Annotated in this window: 14 protein-coding genes; 2 read left to right on the top strand and 12 right to left on the bottom strand. The window is 65.9% G+C overall.

Going from position 1 to position 16,561, the window contains the following annotated elements; genetic code table 11:
- Nucleotides 1-45: 45 nt before the first annotated feature.
- Entirely contained in the window at nt 46-1,650 is a 1,605-nt protein-coding gene (locus BYZ73_RS10635; RefSeq protein ID WP_112315927.1) for a carboxyl transferase domain-containing protein, read from the bottom strand.
- Nucleotides 1,651-1,774: 124 nt separating this feature from the next.
- Here BYZ73_RS10635 and BYZ73_RS10630 point away from each other — a divergent pair, with 124 nt between their 5' ends.
- Complete coding sequence (locus BYZ73_RS10630) at nt 1,775-2,380, top strand: OmpW/AlkL family protein (protein WP_112315926.1); 606 nt, start codon at nt 1,775-1,777, stop codon at nt 2,378-2,380.
- A 159-nt stretch (nt 2,381-2,539) separates the two neighbouring features.
- On the opposite strand, the gene BYZ73_RS10625 is transcribed toward BYZ73_RS10630, so the two are convergent.
- Together BYZ73_RS10625 and BYZ73_RS10620 are read right to left on the bottom strand one after the other, a co-directional pair.
- Nucleotides 2,540-3,055 carry a lysozyme inhibitor LprI family protein gene (locus BYZ73_RS10625; RefSeq protein ID WP_112315925.1) on the bottom strand — a complete coding sequence of 172 codons (516 nt, stop codon included), beginning with the start codon at nt 3,053-3,055 and terminating at the stop codon, nt 2,540-2,542.
- A gap of 37 nt (nt 3,056-3,092) precedes the next feature.
- Nucleotides 3,093-4,256 carry an isovaleryl-CoA dehydrogenase gene (locus tag BYZ73_RS10620; RefSeq protein WP_112315924.1) on the bottom strand — a complete coding sequence of 388 codons (1,164 nt, stop codon included), beginning with the start codon at nt 4,254-4,256 and terminating at the stop codon, nt 3,093-3,095.
- A gap of 136 nt (nt 4,257-4,392) precedes the next feature.
- On the opposite strand from BYZ73_RS10620, the gene BYZ73_RS10615 reads away from it, so the two are divergent.
- The gene (locus BYZ73_RS10615; RefSeq protein ID WP_112315923.1) at nt 4,393-4,866 is read left to right on the top strand and encodes a CreA family protein; all 474 of its coding nucleotides are present in this window, start codon (nt 4,393-4,395) and stop codon (nt 4,864-4,866) included.
- A gap of 1,141 nt (nt 4,867-6,007) precedes the next feature.
- Here BYZ73_RS10615 and BYZ73_RS10610 read toward each other — a convergent pair.
- The 9 genes from BYZ73_RS10610 to puuE all read right to left on the bottom strand — a co-directional run bounded on the left by BYZ73_RS10610 (nt 6,008) and on the right by puuE (nt 16,530).
- Entirely contained in the window at nt 6,008-7,897 is a 1,890-nt protein-coding gene (locus BYZ73_RS10610; protein WP_112315922.1) for a hypothetical protein, read from the bottom strand.
- A 302-nt stretch (nt 7,898-8,199) separates the two neighbouring features.
- Nucleotides 8,200-8,931, bottom strand: coding sequence for a proteasome-type protease (locus BYZ73_RS10605; protein ID WP_108026802.1), 732 nt, complete (start codon nt 8,929-8,931; stop codon nt 8,200-8,202).
- 33 nt (nt 8,932-8,964) lie between these two features.
- Nucleotides 8,965-9,762 carry a transglutaminase family protein gene (locus tag BYZ73_RS10600; RefSeq protein WP_108026800.1) on the bottom strand — a complete coding sequence of 266 codons (798 nt, stop codon included), beginning with the start codon at nt 9,760-9,762 and terminating at the stop codon, nt 8,965-8,967.
- 4 nt (nt 9,763-9,766) lie between these two features.
- The gene (locus BYZ73_RS10595) at nt 9,767-10,708 is read right to left on the bottom strand and encodes an alpha-E domain-containing protein (protein ID WP_112315921.1); all 942 of its coding nucleotides are present in this window, start codon (nt 10,706-10,708) and stop codon (nt 9,767-9,769) included.
- Between the two features lie 4 nt (nt 10,709-10,712).
- The gene (locus BYZ73_RS10590) at nt 10,713-12,137 is read right to left on the bottom strand and encodes a circularly permuted type 2 ATP-grasp protein (RefSeq protein ID WP_108026794.1); all 1,425 of its coding nucleotides are present in this window, start codon (nt 12,135-12,137) and stop codon (nt 10,713-10,715) included.
- Nucleotides 12,138-12,335: 198 nt separating this feature from the next.
- On the bottom strand, nt 12,336-13,772 hold the full coding sequence (locus BYZ73_RS10585) for a uracil-xanthine permease family protein (protein ID WP_112315920.1): 1,437 nt from the start codon (nt 13,770-13,772) through the stop codon (nt 12,336-12,338).
- 30 nt (nt 13,773-13,802) lie between these two features.
- Nucleotides 13,803-14,288 (bottom strand): ureidoglycolate lyase, encoded by a 486-nt coding sequence (locus BYZ73_RS10580; protein WP_112315919.1) that lies wholly within the window; start codon nt 14,286-14,288, stop codon nt 13,803-13,805.
- Nucleotides 14,288-15,115, bottom strand: coding sequence for a bifunctional allantoicase/(S)-ureidoglycine aminohydrolase (locus BYZ73_RS10575; protein WP_112315918.1), 828 nt, complete (start codon nt 15,113-15,115; stop codon nt 14,288-14,290). Before BYZ73_RS10575 ends, BYZ73_RS10580 begins: the two co-directional genes overlap by 1 nt.
- The gene (gene puuE, locus BYZ73_RS10570; protein ID WP_112315917.1) at nt 15,112-16,530 is read right to left on the bottom strand and encodes an allantoinase PuuE; all 1,419 of its coding nucleotides are present in this window, start codon (nt 16,528-16,530) and stop codon (nt 15,112-15,114) included. The genes BYZ73_RS10575 and puuE overlap by 4 nt, the downstream gene beginning before the upstream one ends.
- Between the last annotated feature and the right edge of the window lie 31 nt (nt 16,531-16,561).

Raw genomic sequence — 16,561 nt, 5'->3', positions numbered from 1 at the left:
CGGGCGTCGGGATTTGGTTATTTTTGCCAAGAAGAAGCATGCGCGTCACATCCGGAAGACGCCGAAGCGGGTTTCGGGGATCGGCGCGTTCAGCGCCGCCGACAGCGACAGGGCCAGTACCTCGCGCGATTTGCGCGGGTCGACGATGCCGTCGTCCCAAAGCCGGGCCGAGGCGTAAAGCGGGTGGCTTTGTTCCGCGAACATCTCGATCGTCGGGCGCTTGAAGGCGGCCTCGTCTTCGGGCGTCCAGGTCCCGCCCGCCCGTTCGATGGCGTCGCGTTTCACTGTGGCCAACACGCCCGCCGCCTGTTCGCCGCCCATGACCGAGATGCGGGAATTGGGCCAGGTCCACAGGAAGCGGGGCGAATAGGCCCGGCCCGCCATGCCGTAATTGCCCGCGCCGAAGCTGCCGCCGACCAGCATGGTGATCTTCGGCACCGCGGCGGTCGCGACCGCCGTGACCATCTTGGCGCCATGGCGCGCGATGCCCTCGTTTTCGTATTTGCGCCCGACCATGAAGCCGGTGACGTTCTGAAGAAACACAAGGGGCGTGCCGCGCTGGGCACAAAGCTCGATGAAATGGGCGCCCTTCTGGGCGGCCTCGGAAAAGATCACGCCGTTATTCGCCACGATCCCGACCGGGCAGCCCATGACATGGGCAAAACCCGTCACCAGCGTTTCGCCGAAACGCGGCTTGAACTCGTCGAAGCGCGAGCCGTCAACGATGCGCGCGATCACCTCGCGGATGTCGTAGGGCGTGCGCAGATCGGCGGGCACGACGCCAAGGATCTCTTGGGGGTCATAGGCCGGGTCCTCGGGCGTTTCCCAGCGCACGGTCGCGGGCCGGTCGCGGTTCAGGTGCCGAACGGCGCGGCGGGCCAGCGCCAGCGCATGGGCGTCGTCCTCGGCCAGATAATCGGCCACGCCCGAGAGCCGGGTATGCACATCGCCGCCGCCCAGATCCTCGGCCGAGACGACCTCGCCCGTCGCGGCCTTGACCAGCGGGGGACCGGCCAGAAAGATCGTGCCCTGGTCGCGGACGATGATGGTGACGTCGGACATGGCGGGCACATAGGCGCCGCCCGCCGTGCAAGAGCCCATGACGACGGCGATCTGCGGGATGCCCGCCGCCGACATCTGTGCCTGGTTGTAGAAGATGCGCCCGAAATGGTCGCGGTCTGGGAAGACCTCGTCCTGGTTGGGCAGGTTCGCCCCGCCGGAATCGACAAGGTAGATACAGGGCAGATGGCACTCGGCCGCGATTTCCTGGGCGCGCAGGTGCTTTTTCACCGTCATCGGGTAATAGGTGCCGCCCTTCACCGTGGCATCGTTGGCCAGCACCATGACCTCCTGCCCTTCGACCCGGCCGATCCCGGCGATGGCCCCGGCGCAGGGCGCGGCGCCGTCATAAAGCCCATGGGCCGCGGTCGCACCGATTTCGAGGAAAGGACTGCCGGGGTCGAGCAGGTTCGCCACCCGCTCGCGCGGCAGCATCTTGCCGCGCGCGACATGGCGGGCGCGCGCCGTCTCGCCCCCGCCCGCGGCGGCCAGAGACGCGGCCTCGGCAACCTCGCGCAGGGCCTCCAGATGGGCCGCGCGGTTGGCCTGAAACGCGTCGGATGCGGGAAGGGCGGCGGATCTCAGGCGCATCGCGTGTCCTCCGCGCACCATTGTATGCAGCACCATACCGCGAATTGATACAAGTCAAGGAAATCGCCTCCAATCCGCCGCATGGACGCGAGTGACTCAAATTCAAGCTCTAAGGATCGCTGCAATGAAGACCTCCCTGTTTGCCATTGCCATGACCGCAGCCGCTCTGGCCGGGTCCACCGCACTCGCCCAATCCAAGGGCGACTGGACCCTCGGCCTCGGTCTCGGTTACGTGTCGCCGGATTCCGACAACGGGACGCTGTCCAACGGTGCCATCGAAACCAGTGTGGGCGACAATGCGCGTCCGACCATCACCTTCGAGTATTTCTTCGCCGACAACTGGGGCGTCGAAGTGCTGGGCGCCCTGCCCTTCAAACACAACGTCGCCCTGAACGGCGCCAAGCTGGTCGATACCAAGCTTCTTCCCCCGACCGTGTCGCTGCAATATCACTTCGTGACCAGCAGTGCGGTCACGCCCTTCCTGGGCGCCGGTCTGAACTACACGACCTTCTGGGACACCAACAGTTCGCTGGGCGACGTGGATTTCGACGATTCCTGGGGGCTCGCGCTGCATGCGGGCGTCGATTACGCGATCGACGAGCGTCACGCGATCCGGGCCGATGTGCGCTGGATCGATATCGACACCGACGTCAAGCTGAATGGCTCGAAAATCGGGACCGCCCATATCGACCCCTGGGTCTTCGGCGTGTCCTATATCTGGAAGTTCTGACCCGTCCGGGCCAGTCCGCGCCCTGCCCGGATCGTTCCGGGCGGGGTATCGCATCCGATGACGCGCGCCCTGCTGCAGCCGGGCGCGCGGTCCTTCCGGGGTCCGCATCGGTTCCTCCCTGGCGGCACCGCCCGCATGACCCGATGCGAGACGGCGGCGCTATTTGGTTTCCATGTATTTCACCGCGCTTTCCATGAACATCGCGCGCGCGGCGATCTGCTTCATCGTGCAATTGGCAGCGGCGGTCATCCGGTAGGGCGTGCCGCGGCGCATCATCGCCTCGACCCAGCAGCGGGTCTTCTGCCAGGTATCCCATTGCTCCTGCTCGTTCTTCAGGTCGTTGACCATGGTCGCGTGCAGCGGTTCGTCCTGGGTTTTCGCAAAGTCCTTGTCGGCGGTCTCGGCCAGGCCGAGCAGTTTCTCGAAGGCACTGTCCATGCGCGCCTTCCAGTATTCGCCTTCAGCCTGCTGGCAGGCGGCGATGTCGCTGACAGCGGGCGACTTCATCTTCTGAAAGCAGGCACGGGCGGATTCGCCCACGCAGGCGATGTCGGCGCCCGGCATCTTCTGCTTGTCCATGCAGGCCAGCGTCGCATCGGGCTTGAAGTCGTATTGCTGGGCCAGCGCGGGGGTGGCCGCGGCCAGCGCGGCGGCGAGGATCAGGGACAGTCGCATCTGCGTCACCTTCTAAAGTTGAGTCTATGACTCGCATTTAGTCCATCGCCTTCATCAATTCACGCCCCACCAGCATCCGCCGGATCTCGGATGTGCCTGCGCCGATCTCCATCAGCTTGGCGTCCCGGAACAGCCGCGCGACCGCGCTGTCGGCCAAAAATCCAGCACCGCCCATGGCTTGCACGGCCTGGTGCGCCTGTTTCATGGCCTCCTCGGACGCATAGAGAACGCAGGCCGCCGCATCCTGCCGCGTCACCTGGCCGCGATCACAAGACCGTGCGACGGCATAGACATAGGCGCGCGCCGAATTCATCGCCGTGTACATGTCGGCAATCTTGCCCTGCATCAGCTGAAAGCTCCCGATCGGCTGGCCGAACTGCTGGCGGTCGCGCAGATAGGGCATGATCTCGTCGAGACAGGCCGCCATGATGCCGGTGCCGATCCCCGCCAGCACCACACGCTCGTAATCGAGCCCTGACATCAGAACCCGGACGCCCTTGCCCTCTTCGCCAAGGACATTCTCGAAGGGCACCTCGACATCCTCGAAGATCAGCTCGGCCGTATTCGACCCGCGCATGCCGAGCTTGTCGAAATGGCGCGAGGTCGAAAACCCGGTCATGGTCTTCTCGACGATGAAGGCGGTGATGCCCTTGGGACCGGCCTCGGGGTCGGTCTTGGCATAGACGACCAGCGTGTCGGCATCGGGACCGTTGGTAATCCAGTATTTGGTACCGTTGAGGCTGTAATAGCCGTTCCGTTTCTCGGCCCGCAGCTTCATCGAGACCACATCCGATCCGGCGCCCGCTTCGGACATCGCCAGCGCGCCGACACGATCGCCCGAGATCAGCCCGGGAAGATATTTGCGCTTCTGCGCATCGGTGCCGTTCAGCTTGATCTGGTTCACGCAAAGGTTCGAATGGGCGCCATAGCTCAGCGAGACGCTGGCAGAGGCGCGGGCGATTTCCTCGACCGCTATGGTATGGGCCAGATAGCTCATGCCCGCGCCGCCGTATTCCTCGGGCACGGTGATGCCCAAGAGGCCCAGATCGCCCATCTCGCGCCAAAGCTCGGCCGGAAAGACATTGTCGCGGTCGATCGCGGCGGCCATCGGCCGGACCCGTTCCTGCGCCCAGCGGTGCACCATGTCGCGCAGCGCGCGGGTCTCGTCGTCTAGATCGAAGTCCATTGTCGCGGTGAACATCGCCCGGGCTCCTCCTCCCCAGCTTATTGAACGCTTGTTCATTTCCTAGCATCGACAGGGGTGCGGCGTCAATCGCCGTGGCAATGGGCGCGCCGATGCCTACGTTTAACCGGTAGTCAGAGATGAGGACCGTCCGATGACCCGCCCTGCCCTTCTTGCCCTGCTTGTCGCAGTCCTGCCCATAACCGTTCCGCTAGCCGCCCCGGCCGATGAGGTCGGACGCGTGGGGGTGGACTGGACCGGCAACGATATCGTGATCGAGGCGATCCAGGACCCCGAAGTGAAGGGCGTGACCTGCCATGTCGCCTATTTCTCGCGCTCGATGCTGGACCGGTTGAGCCAGGGCAACTGGTTCGAGGACCCGTCGAACGCCTCGATCGCCTGTCGCCAGACCGGACCGATCGAGATCGGCGATATCGACCGCAGCCCGGAGGGCGAGGAGGTCTTTCGCCAAGGCCGATCGCTGGTTCTGAAATCCCTGCGGATCAAGCGGATCTTCGACGAAGCGAACCAGACGCTGATCTATCTGGCCCATGCCCGCGAGCTGACGCAGGGGTCGGCCAAGATGTCGATCTCGACAGTGCCTCTGTTCAATTCCGGCGCGAACTAGGCCGGGGCGCAGACCATGGCTGGAGCGTTGCGGCCAAGACCCGACCCCGCACCGACAGGGTTGGGCGCGATCTGAACGGTGCATTTCGAAGGCGAACCGGTGGTCGCCATGACACCACCTCGGGGACACGCGAGGCCGGACCGTTTTCGCTTCCTCGCAGCTCGCAAGGTGGCGGGCGGTGCTCGATTCCGTTTGTCTCGCAGATCGGATCGAAACGCATCTGCCTGTAGGAGCAGGAAGCGGCCCTGTTCCTTCGCGGCAAGCCGCATTGGAGACCTCTCGCCATTGTCGCTCGAACCGATGGCGTTCCGATGGCTCCGTCGGTCGGGATGGTGTGGATCCGGGAGGGAGCCACGACAAGCAGGTGATCCAGGAACGCCCGCGCCGTCCGCCTGCCGGCCTTTTCACCCCGTCGAGTGACGGCGCGGTCCGGTCGATGGCAACGAAGAGGTTCGCCATGGTGCCCCCATTGGCCCGAGTGCAAAGGCGGACGCTTGCCCGCGACGGACGGCGCCATCTGTCCGAGGACACAGGCGAGGGCCGATGGAAAAGCGCTTGAAACGCTGACGCTTGGGCTTGTCCTCCTGGGCATCCGGTTCCCGAGATCTGCACGCGCCATGGAGCTTGAACCAGTGGCACATCATGGCTCATCGCCGAAGACAGCGCTGAAGCGGGGCAGTTGAGGTATCGGGAGTTCGAAAGCCTGGCGGCAATCGTCCAGGGGCAGCACTGTGTGCCGACGGACCGCACCCGCCCTCGCCTCCTCGGCCTCACCGAGAACGGTTGAGCGCGGGTCCTTCGGCCCGGTCTTGCGATCCTCTGCCGTTTCGCGCGTGCGCCACTTCGCGACGGTCTGCGGGAAACCGATTCACCGGATCGTTTTCCGCTCCTCCTAACGACCCATCTCCCGGCTCAGCGCCGCAGTCGAAGCTTGCAGATAGCTGTATTGCTGCTCTGACCGCGTGCGTGGTCGAGGCGCAGCCGTGAACAACCTGTGCCATGGTGCGACTTTCCATTCCAACGAATGGACCGAACCATCAAACCGTCGGCTGAAACACCAAAGCGGACACAGCGAGCGAGGGTGCATCCGCCCCCATCCACGAGGCGGTAGTGGCCTCCTCCTGAGTCCCCTGACCGCGCCTTAGCGGTAGAGCGAGGCCATCAACCGTTCGGGCGCGTCGATCGGACCCTCGCCGGTCAGCAGCTGCGCATAGGTCGGATTGCTCAGAAGGCTGGCCAGCGACACCGGGCGGCCGTTCAGGAACGCCGTCTGGCTGACCAGCCGCACGCCATGGCTGTAGTCGGAGTAATAGGCGCCATGCACGGTGCTGAGCGGCTGGATCGGACTGCCGTCGCGCTTGTGCCAGCCATAAATTGCCACGCGACCCGGATGGCTGCGCAGGCGGTTGGTCAGCACCAGATCCTTCTTCTGCCCGGCCGTCAGCTGGCCCTCGCGACCGCCGGTCTGTCCTTCGACGGTCCGGTTATGCTGCAGGAAATAGCCGGTCGAGCTCATCTGCGCCCCGGCCGCCATCGGACGAGGGTCGAGCCGAAGCCCGGCCTGCGAATAGATTGCATCGACCATCCGAGTCGTCGGCAGCAGGAAGCCGAACCGGTCGGCGATCCGCGCCGCGGCGGGCAGGCCCATGGGGACGCGCACGAAATCGGCATCGCTGCCCAAGGCCAGATAGTCGGGTGTCACGCAGATCGTCACGTCGGCGCGTCCCCCGCCGGGCAGCGCGCCCGAGACCTTGACCGGGGTCAGTTCGCGGAGGAAATGCGGGATATTCCCGGCCAGCGCCTGTTGCACGATCAGCGAGTCGCGATCGCCGCCATGAAGTCCGTTCATGCGCGAGCCGACCTCGCGCCCGTCGAGCGCGCCGCGCCCACGGTTCGGGATGCCCCGCGCCAGCCGCATCGAGCAGCCATTCGCGCCGCGGGCGATGTCGGTATGGGCGAACGGTTCGGCCCGGGGGGCCGAGCCGCGGCGCTCCTCGGGAACGAGGGTGCCGCGCGCCAGACGGGCCAGCGCCGCCGGACGGGTCTGGGGCCGCAGCGACGCCTTCAGCCCCTGTTCGGCAGGGGCGGCCGACGCAGCCTCGGGCACTGCCGTCTCTGCGGGTGCGGCCACAGGCGGGACAAAGGCGGCGGCAAGCTCGATCCCGGGGGCCGGAACGAGGCTCGCGCCAGCAGCCGCCACGGCCAGCGGGATCGGACGCGCCTGGGGACGAACGCTGTCGGCCGCGTCCGCCAGGATGACGGGACGGGCCTGGGGTCTTTGCGGATCCGTACCGGTCGCGTCCGGCAGAGCGGTTCCCGCGGTGTCTGCATCGGTCTCGGGACGCGCATGGGGGCGCGGCGCGGTTTCCTCCGTCAGGCTTGCGACCACATCGGTCGCGGCAGCCGAAGCCTCGGCGGTGGGACGCGGACGCGGACGCCGGGCATCGCCCCCCTCGGCCAACGGGCGCGGATGCGGCCGAAGCTGTGCCAACTGATCCTCCGGCGCGTCAGGCTGGGCACCGGGTCTGGCCGGAGGCGCAACGTCGGGGGGGCCCGCGTAAACATGAAGACCGTTCGGCAAGGCGGTTCCCCCGGCAGTCGCCGGATAGGCGGACAGCATCAGCCGCGCGGCCTGCTGGCCCTGCGCGGCGCGGGCCTCGGCCACCGCATCGAGCCCATCCTCGGCAGGCCCCGTCACCCGCGACAGCGCGGCGGGCCGGGTGACCGGCGCCAGCGGCGCGGTGCGGGTGGCATCGGCCCCGGCCAGAAGGACCGAGCCCTCGACCGGCGTCGCATCGCGCCCCAAAGCCAAAGCCGCCTCGGGAGCCCGGCCTTGCGCGGGGGACACGGAGGTCACGGCCAGAACCGAAACCAGCGCGGTCAGCGCGGCCCCGGCAACGGCCAGGACAGGGAAAACGCGGATGCGCGCATGGGCGTCGGGCGCCAGACGCGAGAATGACAGGGCCACGTCCGAAGCCCGTCGCTGGATCGACGGTTCGGTCTTGCCCTTCTGGGTGTGATCGGGGGTCATGGCGATTCCCTAGCCGCAGTCTGGTTCACCGACAAGCTGGCCCATTGACCTTGAAACAGGGTAAACGGCTTCCGCGGCAAAAAACCGCCAAGACGGCCGGCCACCGCCCCCATGACCGGCAGAAACGCGCTTGTTTTCCTGGGAATTCCCGGATCGGCAGGCCCCCGCCGACAGCCTGCAACGCCGAGGCGCCGATTTACCAGACCTCAACCGGGCCAAACCGAGGCCCGCTTGGGGGCATGGAATTGCCTCTGCGCGGCCCTTGTTGCCCCGCCCAGACCGGGGCGCCGCCCGGACGGACCTCAGAACTCGAAATCGGGCAGACTGTCGAGCGCCGATTTCAGTTCCTCTCCCCAGCCGGTCGAGATCTGCTCGAAATAGGGGTCGTGGGCGCGGATGCGGATGCGGCGGCCCAGTTGCAGGCTGTCGGCCTCATAGACCTGCAGATCGAAGGGCATGCCGACCGAAAGATTGGCCTTGAGGGTGGAATCGAAGCTGACCAGCATCAGCTTGACCGCCTTCTCAAAGCTCATCGCCGGGTCATAGGCACGCACCAGGATCGGGCGGCCATATTTTGTCTCGCCGATCTGGAAGAAGGGCGTGTCGTCGCCGGCCTCGATGAAATTGCCTTCGGGATAGATCAGGAACAGCCGCGGCGCGCCGCCCTTGATCTGGCCGCCAAGGATCAGCGTCGCGTTGAAGGCGGCATCGGCGCGCTGGCCGACATCGGCATGGGCCGCAATCACATCCTTCAGCGTCCGCGCCACCAGCCGCGCCGCCTGAAACATCGAAGGCACCTCGAAAAGCGACGGATCGCGCTCGCCATGCGCCTTGGTGCGTTCGTCGAGGATCGAGACCACCGACTGGGTCGTGGCCAGATTGCCGGCCGTCATCAGAACCAGCGCGCGGTCGCCGGGCTTTTCCCAGGTGAACATCTTGCGGAAGGTCGAGATGTTGTCGACGCCGGCATTGGTGCGGGTATCCGACATCATCACCAGCCCGCGCTCGAGCATCAAGCCCACACAATAGGTCATCGCCGTCCCAGCCCCCGCACCGGCGCGCCAGCGCTATTGCTGGGCCACCTCGATCTCGACCGACAGCGCCTCTCCGGTGCCGCCCATGCGCGACCCGGTCACCGGCGCGGCCTCGGCATAGTCGAGGCCGGTCGCGACGCGGACATAGCGCCCGTCCGGCGACATCTCGTTCGACACGTCGAACCCGACCCAGCCCAGACCTTCGACATGCGCTTCGGCCCAGGCATGACTCGCCTCGTGCTGAACGCGGTCGCCGGTCATCAGATAGCCCGAGACATAGCGGGCGGGAAAGCCCATCTCGCGGGCGCAGGCCACAAAGACATGCGCGTGATCCTGACACACACCCTTGCCCGCCGCGACGGCATCCTCGGCGGTCCAGTCCGGACGCGATACCCCGATTTCATAACCGACAGCCTCGTGCACCACCCGCAAAAGCGCGTGCAAACGGTCCAGATCGCCCTCGCCCCTGACCTCGCGCAGCAGCGCCCGGCACCCCTGCCCGGCGCGGGTCCGGGGCGTCACCCGGCGGAAGAGCCACAGCGGCGAGGGCCCGCGATGCGGTCCGATCACGCCCGAGGTATCCAGCACCTCGACCTCGCCCTCGCAGCGCACGACCAGCTCGGTCACGTCCTTCTCGAAGCTGATCAGCTCGACCGTATTGCGGTGATGGTCCTCGAAGCTCAGTTCCTTGCGCCCGCCCTCGACAGTGGTCCTCCAGGCGATCACCCGCTGTTCGGGACCGTTCTTGGGGGTCTTGCGCAACTGCTGAAGCCCGTAGATCACCGGGTCGTCGAAGGCGTAGCGCGTGGTATGCCGGATCTTCAGCCGCATCGGATCACTCGTAGAATCTGTAGTCTTTCTCGATCTGCTGGCCCAGCTCGTTCAGCGAGCCCAGCACGTCCTGCAGGAATTCATGCAGACCGTAATCGAAGATGGCGTCGATGTCGTGGGCGGTAAAGCGCTGCTTCAGCGACTCGGCCAGCTCGTGCGAGCGATGCCGTTCGCCATAATCGAGGGCGAGGTATTCGAGGTTGTCGCGGATCTTGGTGACCGAGAATTCGAGGCTCCGTGGCATCTTGCGGTCGAGCACCAGGAACTGGGCGATGTCGCGCGGGCTGGCCTGGCTGCCATGCACCATCCGGTAGCCGCCCCGTGCCGACACCGCGCGCAGGATCGTCTCCCACTGCACGTTGTCGATCGAGGACCCCACCGAATAGACCGAGGGCAGCAGCACGTAATACTTGACGTCGAGAATGCGCGCGATGTTGTCGGCGCGTTCGAGGAAGGTGCCGATCCGCGCGAAATTGAAGATGTCGTTTCGCAGCAGCGTGCCCTGGGTCGTGCCCCGGACCAGCGCGGTGCGCTCCTTGATCAGGTCGATCACGGCCGGAAGGTCGCGTTCGTTCACGCGCCGGGCCAGCACGTCCTTCAACGCCATGTAGCAGCCGTTCATCGCCTCCCAGACATCGTGGGTCAGCGCGGTCCTGACCACACGGGCATTCTGGCGGGCCGAGGAAATCGCCGACAGCACCGAAGAGGGGTTCTCCTTCGCGCGCAGCATCCAGTCGATGGCGGCTTCCTTGGTGACGGCGTCATGGGTGCGGTTATAGGCCTTGGCCACGCCCGCGGTCTGCATCACCGAATGCCATTCGTCATCGGGGCTGTCGAGCCGGGTCAGCGCGATGCGCTGGCCGGTCTCGACCAGGCGCGAGGTGTTTTCGGCCCGCTCGATGTAGCGGTACATCCAGAAGAGCCCGTTTGCGGTCTTGCCCAGCATCGCGTCAGTCCTCGAGCACCCAGGTGTCCTTGGTGCCCCCGCCCTGCGACGAGTTCACCACGAGCGAGCCTTTCTTCAGCGCCACCCGCGTCAGCCCTCCGGGGGTGATCTTGATGCCCGCGGGGCTGACCAGCACGAAGGGACGCAGATCCACATGCCGGGGCGCCAGACCCTTCTGGGTGAAGATCGGCACCGTCGACAGCGACAGCGTCGGCTGGGCGATGTAGTTGCCGGGCTTGGCCTTCAGCTTGTCCCGGAAGGCCGCGATCTCCTTCTTCGAGGAGGTCGGCCCGATCAGCATGCCGTAACCGCCCGAGCCATGCACCTCCTTCACGACGAGGTCGTGCAGGTTGTCCAGCACATAGGCCAGCGCCTCGGGTTCGGAACAGCGCCAGGTCGGCACGTTTTCCAGGATCGCCTTCTCGCCGGTGTAGAATTCGACGATATCCGGCATGTAGCTGTAGATCGCCTTGTCGTCGGCGATCCCGGTTCCGGGCGCATTGGCGATGGTGATCCGGCCCGCGCGATAGACATCCATGATGCCCGGAATGCCCAGCGCGCTGTCGGGATTGAAATTCAGCGGATCGAGGAAATCGTCGTCGACCCGGCGATACAGCACGTCGATCGGCCGGTAGCCTTCGGTCGTGCGCATCGCGACCTTGCCGCCGACGATCCTGAGATCCTGCCCCTCGACCAGTTCGACCCCCATCTGGTCGGCCAGGAAGGCATGTTCGAAATAGGCCGAGTTGTGGATGCCGGGGGTCAGAACCGCGATGGTCGGTTTCTCGTCCACATCGCCTGGCGCGCAGGCCGCCAGCGACCGGCGCAGGTCCAGCGGATAGGTCTGCACCGGCTGGACACGGTTCCGCGAAAACAGCTCGGGGAACATCTGCAGCATGGTCTCGCGGTTCTCCAGCATGTAGCTGACGCCGCTGGGCGTGCGGGCATTGTCCTCTAGCACGTAGAATTCGTTGTCGTCGGTGCGCACTAGGTCGATGCCCACGATATGGGTATAGACGCCGCCCGGCGGCTTGACCCCGATCATCTGCGGCAGGAAGGCGTCGTTGCGCGAGATCATCTCTTGGGGAATGCGCCCCGCCTTCACGATCTCCTGCCGGTGGTAGATGTCATAGAGAAAGGCGTTGATCGCCTGCACCCGCTGCTCGATGCCCCGCGACAGCTTCTGCCATTCGCGCCCCGAAATGATCCGCGGGATGATGTCGAAGGGGATCAGACGCTCCTCGGCCTCGGCCCGTCCATAGACGTTGAAGGTGATGCCTGTCAGCCGGAACACCTCTTCGGCCTCGCGCTGCTTGGCGCGCAACCGGGCGATATCCTCGCCCTCGAACCACTCGTGAAACCGCTCGTAGGGGGAGCGCAGGACCTGTTCGCGGCCCCACATCTCGTCGAAGGTCTGGCTCTCGTTCATGGCCTTACGCTATTTCCGCCCCGTGGCAGCGGCAATGGTTTCCCATCATCGAACGCGCAACAGAAATGCGGATGCCCAAAATTTATGCAACAACATGAGCCGGTTTTCCCGGCTCTCAAGGACATAGCCGGGAAAACCGGGTTGTAAAAGGTGGAACAGGACACCCTCAGGGTGCCCTGCCCCGGTTCGAGGATCGCGTCAGTCGCGCCCGAGGCTGCCCAGACCGTGGCCCGAAAGCCCGCCCGACACTTCTTCGGTTGCCTCCGAGGCAAGCTCCTCGGGCAGGATCAGGTTCAGCACGATGGCGATCAGCGCCGCCGGCAGCAGCCCGCTCGTCATCAGGATCTGCACCGACTCGGGCAGGTATTGCACCGCCTTCGGTTCCAGTTGCAGGCCCAGCCCCACCGACAGCGCGATGGCGAAGATCACCATGTTGCGGCGGTTCCAGTTCACGTCCGACAGCATCGAGATGCCCGCGGCCACGACCATGCCGAACATGACGATCACCCCGCCGCCCAGCACCTCGATCGGGATCGTCGAGATCACCGCCCCAACCTTGGGCACCAGCCCGCAGAGGATCAGGAAGATCGCACCGATGGTCACGACATGCCGGCTCATGACGCCGGTCATCGCGATCAGCCCCACATTCTGGCTGAACGACGTGTTGGGCAGCGCCCCAAAGGCCCCCGCGATGGCGGTGCCCAGACCGTCGGCATAGGTGGCGCCCGCGATTTCCTTGTCGGTCGCCTCGCGGCCCGCGCCGCCCTTGGTAATCCCGGACACATCGCCCACGGTCTCGACCGCCGAGACGAAGGCCATCAGGCAGAAGCCGACGATGGCGGCGAGGCTGAAATCGAAGCCGTATTTGAAGGGCAGCGGCACCTCCAGAACGGCCGCCCGCTCCCAACTGGTCTCGATCCCGCCGAAGGTCACCATGCCGGTCGCGAGCGCAAAGAGATAGCCCGCGACGATCCCGACCGCGACGGCCGACACCGACAGCAGGCCGCGCGCGAAGAACTTCAGCCCGAGCGTGACGAAGATCACGACCAGCGCCGCCGACCAGTTCAACAGGCTGCCATATTCGGGCGTATTCATCGCCGGGACGCCGCCCGCGGCATACTGGATACCGACCTTGACCAGCGCAAGCCCGATCATCGTCACCACGAGCCCGGTGACCAGCGGCGGCAAGGCAAAGCGGATCTTGCCGATCACCGTGCCCAGCGTCGCGTGGAAGAGCCCGCCGACGAACACCCCGGTGAACAGCATCGGCAGAGCCTCCACCCCCTTGCCCGCCACCAGCGGGATCATGATCGGGATGAAGGCGAAACTGGTGCCCTGCACGATCGGCAGCCGCGCGCCCACCGGACCGAAGCCGATGGTCTGGAAAAGCGTGGCGATGCCGGCAAACAGCATCGACATCTGGATCATGTATTTCATGTCCGGAAAGCCCTGCGCCCCCGCCTCGGACCCGAAGCCGAAGCCTGCGGCCCCCGCGACGATGATCGCGGGCGTCACGTTCGAGACGAACATCGCCAGCACATGCTGGATGCCCAGCGGCACCGCCTTGTGAAGCGCAGGTGTATAGTTCGGGTCGCGCAGCTGCTCTGGCGTCCCGATGGAGCTGTCTACAGCCATCGTTCCATTCTCCCTGTTGTTTTTCTTCGCCTACCCCCCGGGGGCGAGCGTAACCGTCACCGGCTCGGGCAGCCGGACTTCTTCAAGATTGGCACCCGGCCCGATGCGGTCCACGACCGCGAACAGCCCGGACCCGGAAATCGGGCACAGCACCCCGTGCCAGACATTCCGGCCGATATTGACCCCTTGCCCCGACCCCGCAACGAAGGCCCGGGGCACACCCGGCCGACCGCCCGCATCTGGTGCAACAATGACCAGAAATTCAGCATTCTGCATGGGAATAAAGCATTGCGAGCCCAGCGGATGCCGTTCCAGCAGGCCGCAGTCATAGGGAAGGCTGCGGATTTCGGCGTTGAAAAGGCTGATGCCGGGCTGCCCGTCGACGATGTCGAGCGTCGCGAGGTCGCTATAGCGGCGGCAGAAGCCGTCGTTGATGGTCTTGAACACACCGCCCAGCTCGACGACCTCGCCGAAGGGGGCGAAGTCCTCGGCGGTGATCGGTGCCGCCGTCAGCATCACAGGGCGCCCAGCGTCAGGGCCGGATGCCGGTTGACGTCCTTGTACAGCAGATAGCGGAACCGGCCCGGACCGCCCGCATAGCAGGCCTGCGGGCAGAAGGCGCGCAACCACATGAAATCGCCCGCCTCGACCTCGACCCAGTCTCGGTTCAGCTTGTAGACCGCCTTGCCCTCCAGCACGTACAGCCCGTGCTCCATCACATGGGTTTCCTCGAAGGGGATCAACCCGCCCGGCTCGAAACTGACGATGTTCACATGCATGTCATGGCGCAGGTCGGTCGGGTCGACAAAGCGCGTCGTCGCCCAGCGCCCCTCGGTCCCTGCCATCGCCACCGGCGCGATGTCGGCCTCGTTGACAAAGAAGGCCTCGGGCGTATCGATGCCTTCGACCGCGGCATACCGCTTGCGCACCCAGTGAAAGCGCGCGGGCGACTCGCCGGGGTTCAGCACCGTCCAGTCAGCCCCCGGCGGCAGATAGGCATAGCCCCCCGCCGTCATCAGATGCGGCAGGCCGTCGAGCCTGAGATCGAGCGCACCGTCGGCGACGAAGATCACCCCTTCGGCGCCCGGATCGGGCTCGGGCCGGTCCGATCCGCCGCCGGGACCCACCTCCATCACATATTGCGCGAAGGTCTCGGCAAAGCCCGTCAGCGGCCGCGCGATGATCCAGGCGCGGGTGCCCGTCCAGTGCGGCAGGTTGCTGGTCACGATGTCCCGCATCACGCCCCTGGGGATCACCGCATAGGCATCGGTGAAGACAGCGCGACCGGTATGCAGCATGTCCTGCCCGGGATGGCCGCCGAGGTTCGAGAAATATCCGGTCATTGCGGCAGCATCTCCTTCAGGCGCAAAAGCGCGATCCGTTCCACCTGGGCGCAGGCCTCGGCAAATTCCGCCTCGGCGGAGTTTTCCAGCCGCCGCTCGAACGCCGCCATGATGCCCGCCTTGTCGTGATCCTTCACCGCGATGATGAAGGGAAAGCCGAAGCGGTCGGCATAGCGGCGGTTCAGGTCCTCGAACCGCGCCCGCTCGGCGTCGCTCAGAGTGTCGAGCCCGGCCGAGGCCTGTTCGGCCGTCGACGCCTCGGTCAGCCGTTTCGCGGCCGCAAGCTTGCCCGCCAGATCCGGGTGCGCCTTCAGCACCTCCAGCCGCTTTTCGGCATCGGCCGACCGGAAAACGCGCGCCAGCGCGTTGTGCAGCCCGACCGCGCTGTCATGGGCAAGCCCAAGCTCCAGATCGAAGGCGCCGTCGGCAATCCAGGGCGAATGCTCGAAAACGCCGCCGAACCGCGCGACGAAGGTGTCACGGCCCATCTCGGTGGGCCGGTCCCAGTCCACCGGCGGGTTGACCCGGGCCCAGTGCTCGGCGATGTCGAGCCGCCGCGCGACCCAGACCCCGTCGAAGCCCGCGATATAGTCGAGGAACCGTTTCAGCGCCGCCAGCCGCCCCGGACGCCCCGCCAGACGGCAATGCAGCCCGACCGACATCATCTTCGGCGCGCCCTCCAGCCCCTCGGCATAAAGCGTGTCGAAGCTGTCGCGCAGATAGGCGTAGAACTCGTCGCCGGACCCGTAGCCTGCCGCCACCGAAAACCGCATGTCGTTGGCATCGAGCGTGTAGGGGATCACCAGCTGCTGCCGGTCGCCCACCTTCTTCCAGTAGGGCAGATCGTCGTCATAAGTGTCCGAAACATAGGCAAACCCGCCCTCCTCGGCCGCCAGCTGCACGGTCTGCGCCGAACAGCGGCCCGTGTACCAGCCGCGCGGTCGCGCGCCGGTGACCTCTTGATGCAGCCGGATCGCCTCGGCCATGTGGGCGCGCTCGTCGGCCTCGGCATAGTCCTTGTATTCGATCCATTTCAGGCCGTGGCTGGCGATCTCCCAGCCTGCCTCCTGCATCGCGGCGACCTGTTCGGGCCCGCGCGCCAGCGCCGTCGCGACCCCGTAGACCGTCACTGGCATGTTCCGCGAAGTAAACAGCCGGTGCAGCCGCCAGAACCCGGCCCGCGCGCCGTATTCGTACATCGTCTCGATGTTCCAGTGCCGCTGGCCCGGCCAGGGCACCGCGCCCACGACCTCGGACAGGAAGGCTTCGGAGGCCGCATCGCCATGAAGGATGCAGTTTTCGCCGCCTTCCTCGTAGTTGATGACGAACTGCACGGCGATCTTGGCGCCGTTCGGCCAGTGCGGATGGGGCGGCGTGGCGCCATGGCCCCGGAGGTCGCGCGGATAGCGGGTCAAGGTGTCCTCCTTCGGAATACTTTCGCATAAA

It is taken from the genome of Rhodovulum viride (assembly GCF_003265965.1).
Taxonomy (GTDB): Bacteria; Pseudomonadota; Alphaproteobacteria; order Rhodobacterales; family Rhodobacteraceae; genus Rhodovulum; species Rhodovulum kholense.
Note: the sequence above shows the minus strand (reverse complement) of the source record. Positions and strands in the feature narration are given on the sequence as shown.

Coding starts and splice junctions, on each gene's coding strand:
- BYZ73_RS10610 (WP_112315922.1), bottom strand. CDS start 7,897: ATGACCCCCGATCACACCCAGAAGGGCAAGACCGAACCGTCGATCCAG.
- BYZ73_RS10635 (WP_112315927.1), bottom strand. CDS start 1,650: ATGCGCCTGAGATCCGCCGCCCTTCCCGCATCCGACGCGTTTCAGGCC.
- BYZ73_RS10575 (WP_112315918.1), bottom strand. CDS start 15,115: ATGACCGGATATTTCTCGAACCTCGGCGGCCATCCCGGGCAGGACATG.
- BYZ73_RS10600 (WP_108026800.1), bottom strand. CDS start 9,762: ATGCGGCTGAAGATCCGGCATACCACGCGCTACGCCTTCGACGACCCG.
- BYZ73_RS10625 (WP_112315925.1), bottom strand. CDS start 3,055: ATGCGACTGTCCCTGATCCTCGCCGCCGCGCTGGCCGCGGCCACCCCC.
- BYZ73_RS10595 (WP_112315921.1), bottom strand. CDS start 10,708: ATGCTGGGCAAGACCGCAAACGGGCTCTTCTGGATGTACCGCTACATC.
- BYZ73_RS10605 (WP_108026802.1), bottom strand. CDS start 8,931: ATGACCTATTGTGTGGGCTTGATGCTCGAGCGCGGGCTGGTGATGATG.
- BYZ73_RS10580 (WP_112315919.1), bottom strand. CDS start 14,288: ATGCTGACGGCGGCACCGATCACCGCCGAGGACTTCGCCCCCTTCGGC.
- BYZ73_RS10620 (WP_112315924.1), bottom strand. CDS start 4,256: ATGTTCACCGCGACAATGGACTTCGATCTAGACGACGAGACCCGCGCG.
- BYZ73_RS10590 (WP_108026794.1), bottom strand. CDS start 12,137: ATGAACGAGAGCCAGACCTTCGACGAGATGTGGGGCCGCGAACAGGTC.
- BYZ73_RS10630 (WP_112315926.1), top strand. CDS start 1,775: ATGAAGACCTCCCTGTTTGCCATTGCCATGACCGCAGCCGCTCTGGCC.
- BYZ73_RS10615 (WP_112315923.1), top strand. CDS start 4,393: ATGACCCGCCCTGCCCTTCTTGCCCTGCTTGTCGCAGTCCTGCCCATA.
- BYZ73_RS10585 (WP_112315920.1), bottom strand. CDS start 13,772: ATGGCTGTAGACAGCTCCATCGGGACGCCAGAGCAGCTGCGCGACCCG.